16 protein-coding genes and 1 tRNA gene are annotated in these 20,350 nt (G+C 53.8%); 13 read left to right on the top strand and 4 right to left on the bottom strand.

Features of this window, described 5'->3' with window-relative positions; genetic code table 11:
- Window positions 1–13 precede the first annotated feature (13 nt).
- The 8 genes from ACR0B5_RS11450 (at window position 14) to ACR0B5_RS11415 (ending at window position 7,124) form a co-directional block, all read left to right on the top strand.
- Window positions 14–1,396, top strand: a complete 1,383-nt coding sequence (locus ACR0B5_RS11450; protein WP_425083726.1) for an ATP-binding protein — start codon at window positions 14–16, stop codon at window positions 1,394–1,396.
- A gap of 64 nt (window positions 1,397–1,460) precedes the next feature.
- A tRNA-Arg gene (locus ACR0B5_RS11445) sits at window positions 1,461–1,537 on the top strand.
- 148 nt (window positions 1,538–1,685) lie between these two features.
- The gene (locus tag ACR0B5_RS11440; RefSeq protein WP_480540485.1) at window positions 1,686–2,870 is read left to right on the top strand and encodes a tyrosine-type recombinase/integrase; all 1,185 of its coding nucleotides are present in this window, start codon (window positions 1,686–1,688) and stop codon (window positions 2,868–2,870) included.
- Window positions 2,867–3,898 carry a hypothetical protein gene (locus tag ACR0B5_RS11435; protein ID WP_170663026.1) on the top strand — a complete coding sequence of 344 codons (1,032 nt, stop codon included), beginning with the start codon at window positions 2,867–2,869 and terminating at the stop codon, window positions 3,896–3,898. The genes ACR0B5_RS11440 and ACR0B5_RS11435 overlap by 4 nt, the downstream gene beginning before the upstream one ends.
- Window positions 3,899–4,020: 122 nt before the next feature.
- Window positions 4,021–4,233, top strand: a complete 213-nt coding sequence (locus tag ACR0B5_RS11430; RefSeq protein WP_480540483.1) for a MerR family transcriptional regulator — start codon at window positions 4,021–4,023, stop codon at window positions 4,231–4,233.
- A gap of 514 nt (window positions 4,234–4,747) precedes the next feature.
- A complete protein-coding gene (locus ACR0B5_RS11425) occupies window positions 4,748–5,275 on the top strand; it encodes a helix-turn-helix domain-containing protein (RefSeq protein ID WP_480540481.1) in 528 nt (175 codons plus the stop codon).
- A gap of 31 nt (window positions 5,276–5,306) precedes the next feature.
- Window positions 5,307–5,942 (top strand): hypothetical protein, encoded by a 636-nt coding sequence (locus tag ACR0B5_RS11420; RefSeq protein ID WP_480540479.1) that lies wholly within the window; start codon window positions 5,307–5,309, stop codon window positions 5,940–5,942.
- Between the two features lie 402 nt (window positions 5,943–6,344).
- Entirely contained in the window at window positions 6,345–7,124 is a 780-nt protein-coding gene (locus ACR0B5_RS11415; protein ID WP_480540477.1) for a methyltransferase domain-containing protein, read from the top strand.
- 295 nt (window positions 7,125–7,419) lie between these two features.
- Here the strand turns inward: ACR0B5_RS11415 and ACR0B5_RS11410 are convergent, their stop codons facing one another.
- Window positions 7,420–9,099: a BCCT family transporter gene (locus ACR0B5_RS11410; RefSeq protein ID WP_480540475.1), complete on the bottom strand. Its 1,680-nt coding sequence runs from the start codon at window positions 9,097–9,099 to the stop codon at window positions 7,420–7,422.
- A gap of 333 nt (window positions 9,100–9,432) precedes the next feature.
- On the opposite strand from ACR0B5_RS11410, the gene ACR0B5_RS11405 reads away from it, so the two are divergent.
- Both ACR0B5_RS11405 and ACR0B5_RS11400 read left to right on the top strand, forming a co-directional pair.
- Window positions 9,433–10,365 (top strand): LysR family transcriptional regulator, encoded by a 933-nt coding sequence (locus ACR0B5_RS11405; RefSeq protein ID WP_480540473.1) that lies wholly within the window; start codon window positions 9,433–9,435, stop codon window positions 10,363–10,365.
- Between the two features lie 353 nt (window positions 10,366–10,718).
- Window positions 10,719–10,841 carry a hypothetical protein gene (locus ACR0B5_RS11400; RefSeq protein WP_480540471.1) on the top strand — a complete coding sequence of 41 codons (123 nt, stop codon included), beginning with the start codon at window positions 10,719–10,721 and terminating at the stop codon, window positions 10,839–10,841.
- Between the two features lie 286 nt (window positions 10,842–11,127).
- On the opposite strand, the gene ACR0B5_RS11395 is transcribed toward ACR0B5_RS11400, so the two are convergent.
- Window positions 11,128–14,916 carry an autotransporter domain-containing protein gene (locus ACR0B5_RS11395; protein WP_480540559.1) on the bottom strand — a complete coding sequence of 1,263 codons (3,789 nt, stop codon included), beginning with the start codon at window positions 14,914–14,916 and terminating at the stop codon, window positions 11,128–11,130.
- Between the two features lie 375 nt (window positions 14,917–15,291).
- Window positions 15,292–15,708, bottom strand: coding sequence for a MerR family transcriptional regulator (locus tag ACR0B5_RS11390; protein WP_480540469.1), 417 nt, complete (start codon window positions 15,706–15,708; stop codon window positions 15,292–15,294).
- A 72-nt stretch (window positions 15,709–15,780) separates the two neighbouring features.
- Here ACR0B5_RS11390 and ACR0B5_RS11385 point away from each other — a divergent pair, with 72 nt between their 5' ends.
- The 3 genes from ACR0B5_RS11385 (at window position 15,781) to ACR0B5_RS11375 (ending at window position 18,664) form a co-directional block, all read left to right on the top strand.
- A complete protein-coding gene (locus tag ACR0B5_RS11385) occupies window positions 15,781–16,416 on the top strand; it encodes a cation efflux transmembrane domain-containing protein (RefSeq protein ID WP_170459099.1) in 636 nt (211 codons plus the stop codon).
- 390 nt (window positions 16,417–16,806) lie between these two features.
- Window positions 16,807–17,889: a ribosome small subunit-dependent GTPase A gene (gene rsgA, locus ACR0B5_RS11380; protein ID WP_171181864.1), complete on the top strand. Its 1,083-nt coding sequence runs from the start codon at window positions 16,807–16,809 to the stop codon at window positions 17,887–17,889.
- Window positions 17,890–17,893: 4 nt separating this feature from the next.
- Window positions 17,894–18,664 carry a VOC family protein gene (locus ACR0B5_RS11375; RefSeq protein WP_237217125.1) on the top strand — a complete coding sequence of 257 codons (771 nt, stop codon included), beginning with the start codon at window positions 17,894–17,896 and terminating at the stop codon, window positions 18,662–18,664.
- Between the two features lie 795 nt (window positions 18,665–19,459).
- Here ACR0B5_RS11375 and ACR0B5_RS11370 read toward each other — a convergent pair.
- Window positions 19,460–20,350 carry a DUF2950 family protein gene (locus tag ACR0B5_RS11370; protein ID WP_480540467.1) on the bottom strand — a complete coding sequence of 297 codons (891 nt, stop codon included), beginning with the start codon at window positions 20,348–20,350 and terminating at the stop codon, window positions 19,460–19,462.

Below are 20,350 nucleotides of genomic sequence, written 5' to 3'. Positions count from 1 at the left end.
AGAGGAGCGCCAATTGAACTCGCTGTCCGGCCGATTTCTGATCCTGACGACGGTCTTCGTGATGTTGGCCGAGGTCCTGATCTTTGTGCCGTCCATCGCGCGTTTTCGAGAAGACTTCCTACTGAACCGGCTGGAACGCGCACAGATCGCGTCTTTGGCGCTGCTGGCCGATGATATGCTCGCTGACGATCTTGAGGCCGAGCTTCTGGCAAATGCCGGTGTCTACAACGTTGTCCTTCGGCGCGATGAGGTGCGGCAGCTGATGCTGTCTTCGCCCATCCCGGAACAGATCACCAACACCTATGACCTGCGAGACGCGGGCCCGTGGATCCTGATCCGCGATGCGATGACCCGTATTTTTACCACTGAAAATGAGGTCATCCGTGTGATCGGTGAGCCGGTCAAAGGCGCTGGTCTGCTTATCGAGGTTACCATTGATAGCATGCCTTTGCGCATGGCGATGGTCGATTACGGGCTGCGCATTCTGGGGCTGTCTTTTGTTATTTCGATCATCACCGCTTTCTTCCTGTTCCTTGCGGTGCGCGTTGTGCTGGTGCGTCCGATCAAAAGCGTTGTCGGCTATATGCAGCGCTATGCCAGCGCGCCCGAGGATGCACGCGGCATTATCACTCCCAACTCCAAGGTCACCGAACTGCGTGAGGCGGAAGAGGCTTTAAAGATGTTGCAAACCGACCTGACGCAGGCGTTGAAACAACGCGAACGTCTGGCGCAACTGGGTGGCGCTGTCGCCAAAGTCAGCCATGACCTGCGCAATATCCTGACCTCGGCGCAGTTGTTTACGGATCGGATCGAAGCCAGCGATGACCCCTTGGTCCGCCGTATGGCACCCAAGCTGGTCAACTCGATCACTCGCGCGGTTTCGCTGTGTGAAAGCACCCTTGCCTTCGGTCGGGCGGAAGAGCCTGCGCCGACCCTGACCATGGTGCGCGTCCGCGACATCGCCGAAGATGTTGCCGCCAGCGAGCAGTTGGCCGTTGCCGATGCCTGCGTCGAAATCGTGAACGAGGTGCCCGAGGATCTGGTCGTGCGCGCAGACCCAGAGCAGCTCTTCCGTGTGATCATGAACCTTGTGCGCAATGCCCGGCAGGCTCTGGTCTCCTCAGGCAAACCCGGGCGCGTCACTGTCACCGGCTGCGCCATGGAGGCCAGCTGGTGCATCGAAATCCGCGATACCGGCCCCGGCCTACCGCCCAAAGCACGCGAGAATCTGTTCACGCCATTCCAAGGCGGCGTACGCAAGGGGGGCTCGGGCCTTGGGCTTGCGATTTCACAGGAACTGGTGCGCGGACATGGTGGAGATCTTGTGCTGAAAGAGACCGGACCCACCGGTACAACCTTTGAAATAAGCCTCCCACGCGGCGATCTAACTTTTTGAAGATTTTTTGCAGAATCGGCTTGCACGTCTCCCGCACCGGGTCTAAACACCGCTTCACCAACGCGGACCGATAGCTCAGCTGGATAGAGTACTTGACTACGAATCAAGGGGTCGGGGGTTCGAATCCTCCTCGGTCCGCCACTTGGTGATTTTCCCAAATCTCAATGAGATACACTAGGTTGCTTAAACCTATGTGTTTTATGGCTATCGCCGCGTTGGCTGGTTTCGTTGGATTTTATCCGATTATACCCGTATTCTTTTATTGAGTGGTATATTTTGTGGTATTTTCATGGCTGCGCTCAGCGGGAAGCTGACAAAGAAGCTGGTAGAGAATCTTGGCCCGGGTCGGCATGGCGACGGTTCTGGTCTGTATCTTGTTGTTGATCCATCGGGTGCACGGCGCTGGATCGTGCGCGTAACCGTCAAAGGGCAGAAGAACCGCAAGGGCGCTCCGCTGCGCACGGATTTTGGGTTGGGTGGCGCTGATGTTGTCACTCTGAATCAAGCCCGCGAAAGAGCTCTCGAGTATCGACGAATGGCAAAGTCAGGGCTGAACCCTCGGTTCAATTCCCAGCGCGAAATCCCAACCTTCGAGGAGCTCAGCCGACTGGTCCACATCGACCGCCTGCCAACATGGAGGAATGCCAAGCATGGGCAGCAGTGGCTCAACACCTTGCGCGACTATGCGTTCCCAAAGATCGGGCGCATGCCAGTCGACAGCATTGATCAGCCTGAAGTGTTAATGTGCCTGTCCCCGATCTGGACCGATAAACATGAAACCGCAAAGCGGCTGTCGCAGCGGATCAAGACGGTACTCGATGTGGCAAAGTCCAAAGGCTTCCGATCGGGCGAGAACCCGGTGACCGCTATCCGCGAAGGCAAAGTGCTGCCCACCGTCAAAGCCAAGGTCCAACACCACGACGCGATGCCGTGGCAGGAGGTCCCCGCGTTCTATGCCGAGTTGCAGACCCGCTCAGCTATGGCCGCCAAGGCGCTGCAATTCACCATTCTGACCGCCTGCCGGACCTCAGAGGTCTTGGAGATGAAATGGCCCGAGGTCGATGTTGATGCGCGCCTGTGGACCATACCTGCGGAGCGCATGAAAGGCGGGCAGGTCCATCGTGTACCTCTCACCGACGAAATGCTGGCTATTCTGGAGCCGCTGCGCGCGCTGGCCTCTGACTATGTGTTCGAGGGGCAAAAACGGCACCAGCCGTTGTCGAACATGTCCATGCTGATGCTGTTGCGCCGGATGCGACAGGATGGCGTCACCGTGCATGGCTTCCGCAGTTCGTTTCGGGATTGGGCGGCCGAAGCTGCAAACGCGCCGCGCGAGCTGGCTGAGGCGGCTTTGGCACATCAGGTTGGATCGGATGTGGAGCGGGCCTATGCGCGGTCGGATTTGTTAGAACGGCGACGAAAGCTTGGCGAGAAATGGAGTAGATTTACATCAAGCCAAGGAGCGTCTCTGTGAGATTTTTTTGTGCAGTTGAACTGCCGGAGTGGTGTTATCTGTCGGAAGCCGTGCACTTCCTAGCTTTCGGGAAGGTTCCAGAGGTTATCTGGTATGACACGCCGATACCTGACGAGCGTGGTTCGCCCGTTGGTATAGACGCAAGATTTTATTGGAAGGAGATGCCTGACAATTTCGAGAATAACTTGATTAGTTTTGATTTCTACGAACCAGAAGACTTCGCTGCTGCGGGCCTGGATATGCCCAAGGGCTACGGAGAAGCGGCTAGTTCAATACTTTGGGGACAAATTTGGGATGCGTACCATACTCTGAAATTCCATGAGGAGTATTTCGATCGGATAGACTGGGAACCCTTAGAAAGAACTACTCAGCTGAATAAATATAAGGCGGCAAAGAAGGTAGTCAGTGAAGCTGGTCCAAAAGAAATTCTCTTTGAAGAGACCAACGCCCTATTTGAAATCCACTTAGAGAAGGTTTGGGGTCAGCTTTTCTCGGGAATTCATTCGGGGGATTTGGTTATTGAAGCTGTGCATCTTGAGCGGTGGGATGCACTGTCCGCAGCCGATGAATACGAGAAGGCAGGCGAGTTCGAAAAAGTGCCGGCGGAGGCATTTAGGCTTGCTCACGATTTCAAGCAAGATGAATTGACATTTGGGCAAAGAACTTTCGTAGCCACACGAGTGAATACGCAACAGCTAATCACGTTTTGGGGCAGTCGCTTCCAGATGGGCGAGTCTCTGACTGCTAGATCGTTTGGACACGCATTGGTTCTGGAGGATGGGACCTTAGACAGCGTAGGGAGTACTCCTAGCAAACGATCTAGAGGCGCACCATTCGCCTTGGACTGGAAAAAAATGGAAGCAAGATTGGAGGAAATGCACCAACTCGGCTCACTACCATCGAAGAAAGATGCTTGCATTCAAGAACTGATAGAACATGCACAAAAGGTACTTGGTAGGAGAGTTGGTAGAACGACCGTGCAAACACGTTTGAAGCATTCGCTAGACAGGCACTATGCCCGTAATTAAGTCCTTTGGGCGCCTGAATACAGGCTTTTGGGGCGGGCTTTTCGGGCCTGAACTGGTATCGTCACAGCCATTGGTCGAAAGTTAACAATAGCCATCGCAACTGATCCAAGAGGATTTCAACGATGGCAAACGTCTTCAATGACGACCGGGTCTATTTCCCAGAAGACCCAGAAATGCAATTGCTGGGAAACCGCGAGAAGCTGGCTCAATGGCGTCACCGCATGTGTGGTCCGGCCTTTATCCGCATCGGTCGGCGGATCGCCTATCACGGTGCTGATCTGAACTCCTGGCTGGAAGCGCGGCGCACCGATCCCAACAACGAGGCTGCAAAATGAAAAACCCCAACTCCAAGCGCGGAGATGGGGCTTTTCCAGTGACATCAACTGCCACCCTAGCAAGTCCAGTTGATGCCACAGGATGTCCCGCGCCGACAAGACAAAACGAGCGCCGGTACTACTGGTCGCCCCTGAGCCACTCGGTCGAACGGGTGATCATACGGAAAGGACGGATCAAGCATGGCTGATATATCCTTTTCCAAGCCGAACAGCACGAGTCTCGACAGGGGGCCAGACACTGGCCTTCTTTCACGAACCGATCATCGGGAAACTGCTGAGAACTACGGCGGCGAACTCTTTCGCCATGGTATCTACCGCGTCGCCGTATGCCGGGATGGTATCCAATGGCTGTTTCAGCGCCAGAGACCCAAATTTCCGGCCGGGGGAGCGGCGTGGGACACGCTCGGGTACTGTGTGACCAAATCCGGCCTAATCCGGCTCGTCCGGGCGCATATCGGCTGCGACGTTCCGGAGTTGGATGCCCTTCCCGAGCGTTTCCAGCGGAGGTGTCGCGATGAGTAGACGGCGGTCTCCCAAGGGCAAACGGTCGGATGAGGGGCAATACATCCCTCTGCCCTACGCAATGATCAAATCTCTCGCGTGGCGGGCTTTGTCGGGACCTGCAGTGAAGCTCTGGCTGGAGCTTCACACCCGCTTCAACGGCAGCAACAACGGCAAGCTGTTTCTGTCGATGAACGAGGCGGCAGAAATCCTAGGATTGGGTAAGGCCACTGTTCAGCGGGCTTTCGAAGAACTTCAGGACAAAGGCTTCCTTGTTCTTGAGCGTGAAGGCAACTGGTACCACCGTCGGGCCCACGAATGGCGGTTGACGACCAAGACGACGCAGACCCGGTCCGGCAAGAAAGCAGCCACCAACGACTGGCGGTTCTGGCAGCCCGAAAAAACAAAACGCGGTTCTGAGACGGACCCGTCAGCATCCTCCGTGGTTCCGTTTGAGAACCCAAAGACTTCCCATGGTTCCAAATCAGAACCCGTCAAACCGGTTTCTCGCCGGTCCGTCGGTTCTGAAACGGAACACTAATACTAACCACTCCCTGTTACGCGAGGCGAACATGAGCAAGGCACAGAAAGACAAAAGCAACGATCTTCAGACAACGAACTTCGAGCTTACCGAAGCGGAAACCAATGCAATTGCCGATCTGATGGAACGGAAGAAATCCCGTGTCCGGGCACCCGATATCAAGTTGGACTTCGATGAAGAATCCCGGAGGCTCACTGTCGGTCACAAAGGAAAAGACCCAACGCCAGCCTGCGCTTTGGCGATGCATGAGCTGGGGACTGTTGATTTTCGGTTCTTCGAAGGCGTCATGGATCAAGTTGCGGCTCTCGGGCAACACGACAGGCCTGTCTCCGAGACGGCATCGAACTTCGTGATGTCCGTTGTTGCCGGGGTCAAGCCGCAGGACGAGATAGAAGCAATGCTTGCGATCCAGATGGGCGCGATCCACCAGGCAACGATGATGATGGCACGTCGCTTGAACCACGTAAAAACTCTCCCGCAGCAAGATTCAGCGGAACGCGCGCTTAACAAGCTTGCGCGCACTTTCACCAGCCAGGTTGAAACCCTAAAGCGGTATCGCTCCAAGGCAGATCAAACTGTCCGGGTCGAACGCGTTGAAGTCAAAGAAGGTGGTCAGGCAATTGTTGGAAACGTGCACAACGGGGGGCAGTCGGATGACAAAAAGTAACGACAACCTCATGGACCCTACGAAAAGACTCAATGATGCGCCCAGGTGCACAGCAACGGCGAAGTCCACTGGCAAGCCGTGCCGCGCGCCCGCCGTTCAAGGCTGGAGTGTTTGTCGCATGCATGGGGCTGGAGGTGGGCAAGCCGCTGGGCCAAGCCATCCGTCATGGAAGCACGGAGAACGATCGAGAGAAACCGAGGAAATGCGCAAGACGATCAATGAACTTATCCGCGCTGACAGGGAACTGCAGAAATTGATCGGCTGATCAGGCACTGCCTCGCAAGCAGGGTTAAAGCAGTCATTCGACAGAGCTGTTTCGACGGCCGCTTCGAGCCCGAAGCAGACTTTCATGCACGGATGTGATAGTGCTTTTGCATTGGTTAAAGCGAATGAGAACACTTCATGCTTGAATTCGATGCAGAAACCACCCGGCTTCTGGACAGCGTGTACCAAGGCGCTGATGTCACAAGACGGCGTCAGGGGTCCTTTGATGCCCTTAAGCCAGGTCCAGGTGAAACGATCCTTGACGTTGGCTGCGGCAACGGACTTTTGACCCTAGAGCTTGCCCGGGCGGTGGGGACCAGCGGTTGTATTATTGGCGTGGACCCAAGTGAAGACATGCGTCAGTCGGCTCAAAAACGGTGCCAAGGTCAAAGCTGGGTTGAGCTTGCCGCCGGTTCAGCAGACAGTCTACCGATTTCGTCCAGTACGATAGACAAGGCGGTTTCGGTACAGGTCTTTGAGTACTTGGACGATATCTTTTCGGCTTTGTCTGAAATTCATCGCGTGCTCAAACCCGGCGGAATACTCGTCATCGGCGATATTCACTTTGACAGTCTGATTTGGCACAGCGACGCTCCGGACAGAATGGAGCGAATGGTCAAGGCTTGGGACCATCATTTCGCCGAACGCCGCGTTCCAGCCCTCTTGCCACCATTGTTGAGAAAGGCTGGCTTCTCGGTGGAAAGTGTCACGCCAATCACAATTTGTGATACGCAACTGAAGCCCGATGGGCTGGCGAATATGATGATTGTCTTGATGCGTGGATTTGCCGAAGCCAAGAACCTTGTTCCAGCGGAGGAAGCCTGGAATTGGGCGGAAGAGCAACGTTTGCTGGCAGAAAGCGGGCGTTTTTTCTTTTCGCTAACTCACTTTGTAGTAACGGCTCGAAAATCGGTCTGAAGTGGGCACCAGAAAGGTTGGTCAACGACACAAATGTCAGCGTAGCGGTCATTCGCAGCAACTGTGCGAACGTCTGCACTGAGCCCAAAGTTGCCAGTGGTGCTTAGGGTACGAAGGTCAGTTTTGCGCGGTAAAGCGGACTTTGCTAAGTTCATCCGTTAGGCGCTTTCGGATACTATCAAGTAGTCAGAATACAGTGCTAAAACACGCGTTCTTGATAGATTTTTGTTTCGGCTGCCATCATATTTGCGACCCCGGTTTTTCCAATCCGGGGTCACAGTTGGATACGCGAGTACTATTCGGCTGGCATCGATGATGTTTCTGGATCAATCGTTGATGCGATGCCGGCAGCTTCGCGGCGCCCGTCGTTCCAGATCGCTTTGATCAACGCGATGCACATCAGCGCCATGACGATGGAGAAAGGTAATGCACCGATCACCATAGCAGTCTGGATTGCTCCCGTTCCACCTGATATTAGCAAACCACCAACGACCAATGCCAGCGCCGCACCCCAGAACATGATGTGCGGTCGAGCCTTGGGACCTTCGTCACCAGCAGCGTTGATTGTGTTCACAATCAGCACTGCCGAGTCAGCGGAAGTTACAAGGAACGTCATCAAAAGGATCACGATCACCACTGCCATTGCCCAGGCAAGGAACTCCGCTATTGGTGCGAGCATGTACGTAGTCATGGCAAAGATCTTGTCACCATTGGCTGCGTCCAGAATCACGCCATTCGCACCGCCATTCAGTTCCAGGTCGATGGCCGTACCACCGGCCCACGCAAACCAGACAAAGCACATAAGCGAGGGTACGATCATTGCGCCCAGCACAAATTCACGGATGGACCGACCGCGCGAGATGCGCGCCAAAAACAACCCGACGAAGGGTGCGAACGCGATCCACCAAGCCCAGTAGAACACCGGCCACCAGCCTTGCCACTGTGCTAATAGGAAAGCCTCGGAGCCCTCAACGCCATCTGATGCGTAAACATTGAAGCTGAGCCAAGGCAAAGCGATCAAGTAATCCCAGATACCGACAAAGAAGGCCTTGGCGCCAAAGAATGTCGCTCCGAACAGGATGAAGAATCCCAGAAGGAAGATCGACAAAGCCATGTTGATGTTTGACAGCCACTTAATACCTTTACCCACACCGGACAGAGCCGACAGCGTTGAGGCACCCATAATGACCAGCAAGGCGACGATGATACCCAACGTTGTGGCTGAACCGTCTGCATTAGCCAATCCACCAATGCCGATACGGGTCAGACCTGCCACGAATTGCTCGACACCAAATCCCAAGGTTTGTGCCACGCCGAGGATTGTCGCAACAACGGCAACGATATCAATCAGGTGTCCAAGGTTGCCCGACAGTGCTTTGCCAAAGAGCGGTGTCAAGGATGAGCGGATTGTAAGCGGAAGCCCGCGGCGGTAGCTGAAGAATGCCAGTGCCAGACCAGCAATCGCATAGCACGCCCAGGCGCCTAATCCCCAATGTAGGTAGGACCACACGTAGGCGGTGCGCACATTGTCTGCATCTAGAGCTGTAGTGACACCCTGAATAACCGAAGGGTTGTTCTTGAAGTGAGCTACGGGTTCTGCAACCGCCCAAGTTAACATCCCGACCCCGATCCCTGCGCCGAACATCATCGAAAACCAGGAGAAATTCGAGAACTCTGGCTTTTCACCTTCGACACCAAGGTTCAAACGTCCCGCAGCTGGCCAGATGGCCAAACCAATACAGACGACAACAAATCCGGTTACGACCCAGATGTACCAAGCCGCAAACTGCGCCAGAATAGCTGCGTTCCAATCGCCTAGGATTCTGCCAGCCTGGGTTGGCCAAACGATACACCAGACGACCAACAAACTGATGATGATCTTACTGATAACCGTGACGTTTACACTGAACCCCCGATAAAAACCGTTATCAGCGGTCTTAATCGGAAGTTCTGAAAGAGGTGGCTTTATCGCCATAGTCAACTTCTCCCTGTTTTGGTTGTTGTAGTGGGGCTGTCTGCTAGATTTGGTCCGACAGCCCAAATTGCCTAGAAACCAGTGAACCCAACGATGCACAAAAACGCGTCGTCAACCTCAACGGGTCTGAAGAGTTACAACGTTCTAAAATTATTAGATTCTTTGAGCCTGCGTACGCATGTAAGTTTCGTTAGTCGGCTGGCTGTCCGAGCCTATGGCCGTGACTTTGTTTTGTTATCGTTGGCTCCCGTGTTGCTTTCACAGGGCTGCACTCGCGCCCATTGGCATAGTTTTTGGTATAATTCTTCTTTCTTTTGCAGTAGCTGAGTAGTTATGGATGACATTAATCGAGTTAATACCAATCTAAGCCGGAACCTCGTGGCGCTCTATGCGTTCGAAATGGTCGCAAAGCATGGAAACTTTACGAGTGCGGGAGACGCTCTCGGGTTGACCCAGTCCTCTATCTCTCAACGGATAAAGGGTTTGGAGGTTGATTTGGGTGTCGTCCTCTTCAAGAGGGAGCACCGGGGCGTCTCACTGACATACGAGGGTTTGAGGCTTTTGAATGTGGTCAGACCAGCTATGACTCAGATGAACTATGCGGTAAACTCTTTGCTGGAACGCAAAACTAAACCCAGTGTTCGAATCTCAGCCGATTTTGCTTTCTCAACATTCTGGTTGCTGCCTCGTCTTGGTTATCTCCGGGAGGAAATCGGGGATGAAATTGAGTTTCAGATTCTGGCTTCGAATGTGCCGCCCAGTCTGGATGATACTGATTGCGACATTCGTATTCATGTTGCGCCCAAAGACCAGATCAAACCTGATGAAATAATGGTCTTAGAAGAGGTTGTAGCTGCTGTTTGCACTCCTCAGCTGTTAGAGAAGATCGGGCCAATCCAAAATCCTTCAGACTTGCTCAATGTTCAACTCTTGAGTCTGTCAAAACCCGCAACCGCGGCGTGGCAAACCTGGCAAGGATGGTTTGATAGCTTAGGCGTAACGGGCGAAAGAAAGAAAAACTACATTAGCTTCAACAACTACGACATGGTCACCCAGGCCGCTTTGTCAGGTGAAGGCGTTGCATTAGGCTGGATTGGATTGATTGATGATCTGCTCAACAAGGGTTCTCTTGTGGCTGTTACGGACGATCTCGTTTTCAGCGATGCCGGTTATGTGATGTCTCGGAGCCACACCAACTCGGGCCGAGGTCCCAGGCTTGTGTTCGACTGGATTGCAGAACAAGTTATCGCAGCATCTTCGAAATAGGATGTCGCTGAGTTGTTCAGCCAGCTTTGCCACAAAGTCAGATCATTTCGAAGACTACGGCAATACAAAAACAACTTGAGGGGGTATTGAAAACTTACTTTCTTCACGCTTTGCGTTATTGCAAGGTCTGGTCGCCAATGTCGGCTACGGGCTGAGACCGGTCCTCAGCACCCAGTGAGCCCACGGGAAATTTGTCAGCAGAGCCGTCATTTAGGCCTAGTGCCGCGAGCGGCCACTCCGAGCCCAAACCAGCCAGTTTCGACTTCTCGATGAACATCCGAAACCAAGATGCGGTTTTGGCCTCGAATTGCGCCGATCAAAGCGGGCGTGCTGCAAGCTGCGGCTTTTAGACAGTGAAAGCAGCGGTTGCGGCTCCGTACGGCGAAGAGGTTCCAGGTCTTATCGACACAGGCTTCTACTACTACGATGCCTCGAACATTGATGGCCCCAAGATTTCGGCCGTTTTGTACGATTGAGGAGAACGACACTCACAGTCCGGCCTGCTTTATCGTTGGGCCGGACACTTTCACCTGTAGTTTGTCAGGAGAATTGATACCAAGGCGTGCGGGGCAGTGGCATTCGGGTCGCGACGCTGGCTTGTAACTGAGCTGCCGTCGTTTTGAGCGCATCAATGACAAATTCACGCCGGTTGTTGATCACGCCTGACGAAACGAAACGGGCGCTCCCCTGGTTGGGAAGCCAGCCCGATTGAAAAGGCTTTTCGGCAACAACAATCGACCAAGTGAGAAGCCCTCCATAGGTTCAAAACCTTATGGAAGCTGTGAGTTCTCCAACAATACTGGAGCCACCACCAAAGGTTGATTGAAACTCACCGCTGAAGCCTACCGACCTGTTTCCATCTGCAGAAATATGTTCAAGCGTAAAGCCAAGAAACCCAGCAGCTGCATCTTCTGTGGACGCTACGAAAGAAAACGGCGTCGCCGCTACGATCGCGTCTACATCGTCGGAACCTGCATCGAAAGTTGCGTCAACTCCAACTGTCCAGTTCAGGTAGGTGCTCGATCCATTTGCACCCTCGTAGAGGCGAGGGAAGTTCAATTGCGCCCGCGTGTTGAAGACTGAAACGTTCCGATCTTCGACCGTTAGAGGAAACGCGGTTCCTGTTTCGGTATACTCGTCAAGCTTCAGAAATACATAGCTTGCGCGAGCACTGAAGAAGGCAGGTATTGGCAAAGCGTTGATGGGGGCCGAGATCGAAAGCGATGGAGCAACGAACGTCCCATCAAAATCGCCTTGCGCTTCGCCGCCATCAACGTTTCGAGTCACTTCATTGTCGGTTATTCCAGCAAGGAGAGCTGCGTTGATGCGAAATTGTCCGTAGTCCCTTTCGAGGTAAACGCCGCCAAAATATGACTCGATATCAGTATCACCTGCATCCTGATCCAGCGAGATGCGGCTATCGTCGTAGCCAACAAGAACACCAAAATCGCTGTTTCCGATGAACTCATTCGTTTCAGCACCAACCACAAAACCGTACATTCTATGGCTGAAACCAAGGCTTGAGCCTTCTTCTTCAACATCGCGATCTCCGCCGAAGGCTGTACCCCAAACATAGGGACCACCATCCTGTTCGGCATACCCGAAGGCACTCCGGTTCCTGCTGACCTGACCATCGGATGAGCCAAAGTCATAGGGGCTGGCGGTTTCAATCGTATTGAACACTGCGTCGGTCAGATCGCTGATAAAGGTGCCTTGGGCCACAAATCCTGTCGTATCCACCGAAACCGCCGTGAGGCCATTGTTGATCAAAACGCCTGCACCATCGAAGTTGACGACTTCGGGGGCGGACGCAAGATCACTATCGCTACCCGATGCATCGGCAAAGTTAACAACCGCATTCACCCCGGGCGCAAAGTTCAGCGTGTCAATGTCATTCGGGTTCGTGCCCCCCATGCCATCATTGCCATTGCCGAAATCGACCGAACCGGTCAGGGCTGAGCCGGGTTCGAGCGTCAACGTGTCGTTCCCGTCCCCGCCGAATACGATGGAAAAGCCTTCGCGACCGGTGATGCGAGCCGAGTTTGTGATGGTTGCGGCGGCATTGTTGTCACGATCTTCGACTTCGATACCGTATTCGAACGCGTCAATATTTCCTGTGTTCAAAATGGTGATCGAACCCATTCCATCTACGTCCACTTCGATCCCGTTATTGTCCAGCGAACGCAACGCCCCGCTGTTGGTGACCCTCGCGTTGCCGTCACCGTTTAGCTCAACGTCAATCGCGTCGGAATCGGCGGTAAGCTGGGCAGAGTTTTCAATGCTGACGTTGCCACTTCCTTCGACATCCACTTCAATCGCATCGTCTTCGCGAGAGGTTACCTGACCCAAGTTTTCTATGAAGACATCGCCGTCTCCGAAGATTTCTGCGTCAATTCCCTCGTCGTTTCTGGCGGTTATGGATGCGGAATTTGTAATGCGTATGTTTCCGTTGTCGGTCACATGGGCAAAGAGTCCGTCAACTTCGGCATCGATGGTGCCGGTTGCCGAAATGGCAATATCACCGCTTCCGTCAATTTCCGCATTGATGCCGTCAATGCTATCAGCCGCTATATCACCAGACGCTTCAACCGAGATGTTTCCGTCACCGGCCACAAAACTGCGGATCCCGTGTTCGTTTGCATCGATATCGCCATTCATCGTGATCGAGATGTTGCCGTCTCCATCAACTTCGGCTTCGATACCGTCATCCGAACCAGCCAGAATATCGCCCGTGACCTGAATACTGATATCGCCGGAATCCTCGGCGTCTGCGTCAATGCCAATAGCGCTTCCAGAGATATTGCCCGCCACTGTGACGTCAATCACGCCTCCGGGGCTGCCGGTTTCCACATCAATCGCATCACTGTCGCGGGATTCAATATTGCCCGTCGCATCGACGGTTACGTTCCCGTCCTCTGCGTTGGCAAAGATCGCATGTTCTTCATCAGCCGAAATGTTGCCGTTGGAGGTGATCGTTACGTTGCCCGTTCCATCGGCTGCACCGTAAATCCCATATTCCCTGCCGGTAACATCCCCGGAGCTGTCGATGACGACGTCACCCACGCCATTCACAGTTGCGTTGATGCCGTCGCCTGCTGCTTCACCGCTGACGTTGCCCCGGTTCGTAATAGAAATGTCGCCGTCATTGGTCACAAGCGCGCGGATGGCGTCCTGTGCGGACGAAATGTTGCCCGAAGAGGTGACATTGATATCACCCTCTCCGCCCCTCTGGCGGGCAAAGATACCATCCGCATTGTTCCCGGTTGTCGTGATATTTCCGGTCGAACGGATTGTGATAGAACCGTCGCCGTCGTCCTGCCGGGCAAATATCCCCCGGGCGTTGTTTCCGGTAGTCGAGAGGTCGCCCTCAGATTCAACGGTGATATCCCCGTCGCCGCCATTTTGACGCGCCAAGATACCATCAGCGTTATTCCCGGACGTCGTGATGTTTCCGGTTGAACGGATTGTGATAAATCCATCGTCGTTGTCTTGCCGGGCAAATATCCCGCGGGCGTTTCTACGGGAAGTCGAGAGGTCGCCCTCGGATTCAACGGTAATATTCCCCTCGCCGCCATTTTGGCGCGCCAAGATGGCATTTGAGTTATTGCCTTCTGTTGTGATACTTCCCTTCGATTGGATCGTGATATCGCCATCGTCATCGCTTTGCTGTCCAACTATCCCGCCAGAGTTGTTAGCTTCCGTCGAGATATTGCCATCCGACACCACCGAGACATCCCCTTCGCCACCACTCTGAAGAGCGGTGATGCCTGTAGACCGACTTCCAGCTGTGCTGATGTCGCCCACTGAGTTGACCGATACCGCGCCGTCTCCACCGGCTTGATTGGCGTTAATTCCGTCTGAACGGCTGCCCGATGTGTTGATCCGACCATCTGATACGACTGACACGTTGCCATCACCACCTTGTTGAGTGACGCCGATTCCGACGCTTCGGCTGCGTCCGGATGTTGTAACGTTGCCAGTCGAGTTCACCGAAACGGTGCCGTCACCCTCAAGTTCGGATCGAATACCAAAGGAGCGCCGTCCGTTTGTTGTAATGTCGCCGGTCGAAGTGATCGAAACTTCCCCGGCGCCGTTTGCATCTACAACAATCCCATCCGCGCCATTGCCCGTGGTAACAATGCCGCCGGTTCCATTCGTCTGGATACTAAGGGTTGCGTTCCCTGATGGTGTGGCAAAGGCAACGCCGTCGGTTCCACCGCCAGGTGCAATTCCTGGTGCAGTAACACTATTGATATTGAGCGTTTCGATTGTGGATCCGCTTGCCTGGACACCCGTAGAAACATCTCCCGTGCAGGTGGCGACGTCCCCCGCAACAGTGCACGGACCGCTAGACGGAGGAACAACCGTTTGTGCGCCCAATGGAGTTGCCACTCCGATCGTTGCCCCCAAAGCTATTGAACCGGCCGCAACCGGTACCGCGAAGACGCAAAATAAGGTAGGTCTAACCCGATGGTTGTTATTGGGCTGTGCTTTGGAAAGCGCCGCCGCATGACGGCGCGCTCTACGGTTCAAACCGCATACTCGAAACATCTTGTTCACCACTTAAGGGTGGTTTGGAAACCACTACCGTTTTTTTTGCGCGGAACTCTCCGCGCACATGTCAGAGGCAAAAAAATGATGGCTTTTTGATGTTCCAATTAACGATGTGTTAACAAACTTCTGAATGGCCTTTTGTATGATGCAATTTGATCACATGTATGATCTGAAAAACGATGAGCGGCAGCATTAGACCGTCCTTTGTCACGTCAAGGACAGAAGTGCGTGGTTGCCGCCAGCTAACATGTTGCGCGACGTTTGCCATTTTGGGCTCAGAGCGGTCGTTCGTTGCGTGCCGTCTGAATGACCGCTCTGCGGACTTAGCTGCCGTTAACTTTTAGCGGTCAAATGTCCGCTTCCCTCGGTGTTCTAGTGGTCTATGTCGCACAAGCCGTGGTCGGCCAACGATGCTAATACGTAGCAGTCTTCGGAAACGCCTTTACCATTGCAGCCCTTCGATATCCGGTTGAGTTCCTTTTCAAGTGTTCGGAGGCGTTTGATCTTGGTGCGGACCTCTTCAAGTTGAGATGTTGCGATATCCGTCGCAGCCTCGCACGACCGGTCGGGGTGCTCCTGCAATTCGATCAGCGAAGAAATTGCTTCAATTGAAAACCCAAGATCACGCGCATGGCGGATGAAGCTCAGCCGCTCTAACCCAGCTTGGTCGTATCGTCTTTGGTTGCCTGACGTGCGCTCTGCCTCGGGCAGTAGTCCCATTTCCTCGTAATACCGGATGGTCGGAACTTTGACCTTTGTGCGCTTAGAAAGCTCGCCAATGGAAAACATGAAGAAACCTCTTGAACCTCTAGTCGCTAGAGACATTACATCATGAACAACCAAAGATGAAAGAGGATTCCTATGGCTGGTTGCTGCGGACATGACGCCAAGTTTGACGGTGTTTCAGATGACTACAAAAGACGGCTTTGGATCGTGATCGCGCTCAACGCGACGATGTTCTTTGTCGAGATGACAGCGGGTCATTTGGCCAAATCCCAAGCGCTGCAGGCAGACGCACTCGACTTCGCGGGCGATGCGCTCACCTACGGCATTTCGCTTGCTGTTATCGGGGCCTCTCTCCGCGCAAGAACGAATGCAGCACTGTTCAAAGGCATCAGCCTTCTGATGATGGGCCTTTGGGTGTTCGGATCGACTGTCTATCGCGTCTTCTTTGTGGGCGTTCCAACTGCAGAGATAATGGGGGGCGTCGGCTTTCTCGCGTTGCTTACCAATCTAGCAAGCGTCTTGCTTTTGGTCCGCTACAAAGATGGTGATGCCAATGTTCGGTCGGTTTGGCTGTGTTCGCGCAATGACGCGATTGGGAACGTGGCAGTGATGTTTGCAGCACTTGGTGTCTGGGGCACGTCAACAGGTTGGCCTGATCTTGTCGTGGCAACCGTCATGGCCGGGCTCTTTCTGTCGTCTGCCTTCCAAATTGTGCGCCAAGCCTTGGCTGAGCGCCGGGAAATGACCGACCATAAGCACGCGGAAGCATGATGCTGCCGACCAAGCGCAAAAACAGACCTTCGCCATAGCGCGGCTTCTTGGGGGGTATAGGCTCGAAGTAGTTATTCGTGAAATGACTGCTCAGCGGACAAAGCTGACATAGTCTTTTTCCTGTTGAATTGCTGCTACGGTTACTGAAGAAGAGTTCCAAATCAGCCGTCAACTGTTGTGTTGTGCACGCGTTCATCCTATGTGCACATAATCTGAAATGGAGATTTCATGTCCCGGTAAGGAAGGGAGGCAGCGCGCCTCCCGGAGCACATTCAACATCTGAAGAAACACCGTCACATTATGGCCGACGGTGAGTTTTGATGTGCAAACTTTTTTCTCACCAACAGCGCCCAGATCAGACTTGGGCCAGAGACATGAAAGTGACACCCTATGATAAGGGATTACTCAGACTTCCTTCCGCTTCGCGCACGCAACGCCGGAAGACACTCCGACTTCAACCCTCTTCAGGCATTGGGATGGCAACCGTTTTTCGCCCAGCAGATCAGCGTAGAAGATTTGTCGGTGACACCGCCCGTTCGAATTGTCGAAGTGCATCGCAATGGCCTGCACGCCCTCGGTGACGGCATCGATACGATACTTCCGCCCAGAGCCGATGTAACTGTAGGGGACTGGCTGATGCTGGATCCTTTGCGCCCGCGATCCAGTCGGGTTCTAGAGCGCACGAGCCTCATCAAACGGCGTGCGCCCGGAACCGACCGGCAGGAACAACTGATCGCGGCGAACATTGATACCGCCTTTATCGTCACGTCCTGCAATCAGGATTTCAAAGTGGCCCGGCTGGAACGCTATGCAGCTCTCACTTTTGAGGCAGGGATCACGCCTGTCATCGTCGTCACAAAGACCGACCTCCTGACGGACTCGCAAAGCTACATCGACACGGCCCGCACGGTGTCGGACATGATCGATGTGGTCGCACTTGACGCCCGCGGAGACGCGCCCCGGACAAAACTGACTTCTTGGTGCAGGCCCGGCAAGACGGTGGCGTTTCTCGGCTCATCTGGCGTTGGGAAATCGACGTTAGCCAATGCATTGCTCCAGAGCCAATCCATCGAGACCCAATCTATTCGCGAGGACGACGCCAAGGGGCGGCATACGACAACGCGGCGCGAGCTCCATGCAATGCCCAATGGATGTCTGATACTGGACACCCCGGGTATGCGGGAATTGCAGCTCACCGATGCAGCTGACGGCATTGATGATCTCTTTGCCGACATTCAGGAGTTGGCCGTGCGGTGTCGATTCAGGGACTGCCAGCACGAATCCGAGCCGGGATGCGCTGTTCTGAAGGCTATCGATGAGGGTGCTCTTGATGGCGGTCGTCTTAGCAGATGGCGCAAGCTCATGGCCGAAGACGCCTTCAATTCCGCGAGTCTTGCGGAACGAAGGTCGCGCGACAAGGCGTTCGGGAAGATGGTCCGCGGTGTCAAAAAGCTCAAAGATGTCAGGAAGTAAGACGATGACACAGTCGAAAGCAGGTCAATTCGTATGGCATGACCTTTTCACATCGGACAGGGCATGTTCGATGGCATTCTACCAGCACGTCGCCAACTGGACGTATGAAGTCGAGCGGGCATCGGATTTTGCATGGGGTGGCGGCGAGCAGGATTTCGTCCTTGCCCTTTCCGGTGACGAAGCGGGTGCGGGATTGATTGAGACGCCCCTGGAGCAGGAAAATGGCTGGATCTCTTACATCGAAGTTCCCGATGTGGACATAGCGATCAACCGCGTCGGTACACTCGGAGGTAAGATCGTTCGGGAGCCATTCGAGGTGCCGGGTGTCGGTCGCAATGCGCTCGTCCGCGATCCGCTCGGTGCTCTAGTGGGGATTTCTTTGTCTCGGCACACTTTCCCCGTACCGCAAAGGCAGTTCGGCCCTGAAGTGTATGTCAGCAACGGGAATGACTTTCCGCAAGCGTTCTACATCGAACTCTTCGGATGGCAGGTTTCTCCCCAGCGGGGCAAGGATTGCGTCACCCTCCTCGAGCCTCAGGGCCAACTTGTTGCAATCCAGCATGCCGCGACTTGGTCAACTGCCTCAAACGCATCTTGGGTTCCTTGCATCAAGGTTGCTTCAGTCTCCGATGCCTCCCGTGCTGCCGAAACCAAAGGGGCGCGTCTGGCTTCTGTGAATGATAATGAAACCGTTCAAGCCGATAGCCCCATCCTGTGTGATCCAAACGGTGCGCCGTTTGCTCTCGGCGTTAAGCAGACAACGAATCTCTATTAGCTTGCCAAATTCTTCACAGGAATTGCAGAGCGGACATTTGCCCGCTCTGCAGCATCCGTGACTCAGGGCTCGAAGAAGACGTTCGCTGCACTTTGTATGAGTGTCTGCTATTCTTAGTTACCGGTCGTTCCGTCATGCTCAAACCTGAGGCTTTGAAGCGCCAGTTCCAATGACTGGTGTGGTATATTTAGTGGTATGCGTTTTTGTTTCTAAGACTTTATAAATTTTTAACAATAAGTTATATAAAATGTTTGGTTGCTCCTCGGTCCGCCGCTGGTTTCTTGTGGGACGACACATAGTTTTACCATTTGGCACCCATAGTCGTTCCATTGCCGATAACCCCCTTCATTTTTTCGTTCTTTCGCTGTGCGCCAGTCGGTGAAGCCCAGTACAAGAATACTACTAGATGGCGATGATTCGACCTGGCTACATTTTTTATGACAGCGGGTAGCTCAAATAAGATGCAGGCGCGCAACGACGATGTACCACTTTTTTGACTGAACGTTGTTACGTTGAATTTCGTCTCAGCTATCGAAAAATCCTCGACGCCAGTTAGTGGCCGTTCGCCGGTCCTGCCTCACTGATCGCTGTGGACCGCAGCAATATGCTAAAAGCGGACTTGGCAAAGTCTCGTAAGATTGGCAATTTGCTGGCAGTCACAATGTGTGTTGCAAGAGCGATCCAGGCTGAACCTGTTCGGGTACACGTAACCATCGAACTGAAGCGTGTCACACGATCCGCAAACAGTGGCCTCAGCGAAGCAGCAGAGCTTAAGCGCCACTATCAATCCAAACATTACTCGACCGGTGACCAATTAGTGTCTGGATCATAGGCAGTAATTTCAGCTGCAATACTGAGTGTTTCCGGGCCAAAATCTGCCTCGTAGACTATGCCGTTTTCGCCAACCAAAAAGGAATGGACACCAGTTTCTCCGTAGTCTGCCGGTATTGCCAGCAAGGCATGTCCTGCAACGAAGTGATCCCCGACGAAATAAGGGTAGGCACCCCCAGGAGCGTTAGGGCCCTGCTCTTGCAGGATTGTGTAATAATAGCCAAGAAACGGCTCGGCTTCATAGTCGGCCTGACCGTCACTCCACCCCGAAGCTGCAGCGCGGGCGAGCGCTGCACCGACAAAGCTGTCTTTACCAAGCCAGAATAGTCCGTTTTGCTCTTCGGGATCAGAAATGATCGTCTGAGCGAATTCCATAACGCCATTCCCGTTATGGTCCACAAGCCGGAAAGCTGCCTGCAGGTCAACATAGGCCTCAAGCAATTCGATCACTTCCAACTCATTCAAGCCTATTTCACGAGCTGAAAGTTCCTCGATCCCAGCCTCCAGGTCAAAGCGCCAACCGTCATCTTTACGCAGAATTGGGATAGGAAAAGGCCAACCGTCTTCACCCAGAAGAAGTACAACGCCATCGTCCTCAGGCCGGAAACGATACCCCTCGGCATACATGCCAAGCACTTCCTGCCTTCTTTCTTTATCTTCCGCCGGATCACCCGTTCCAACCAGATCCTCGGCTTCAGGCCCGAAAATTTTGATCAGCTTGCTCTGATCATTAGCCTTCAACGCATCAACAAAAGCATCCAGTGCGGTTTGCGGCGTATCAAAGCTGGCTCCGTCAGAGAAGGCCGGGCTTGAAGTCCCCGCGAGCAACAAAATTGCAAATACTAATCTTCGCAT

The sequence above is a fragment of the Ruegeria sp. AG1 genome, from assembly GCF_056541705.1.
This window is presented reverse-complemented; position numbering and strand designations above follow the sequence as displayed.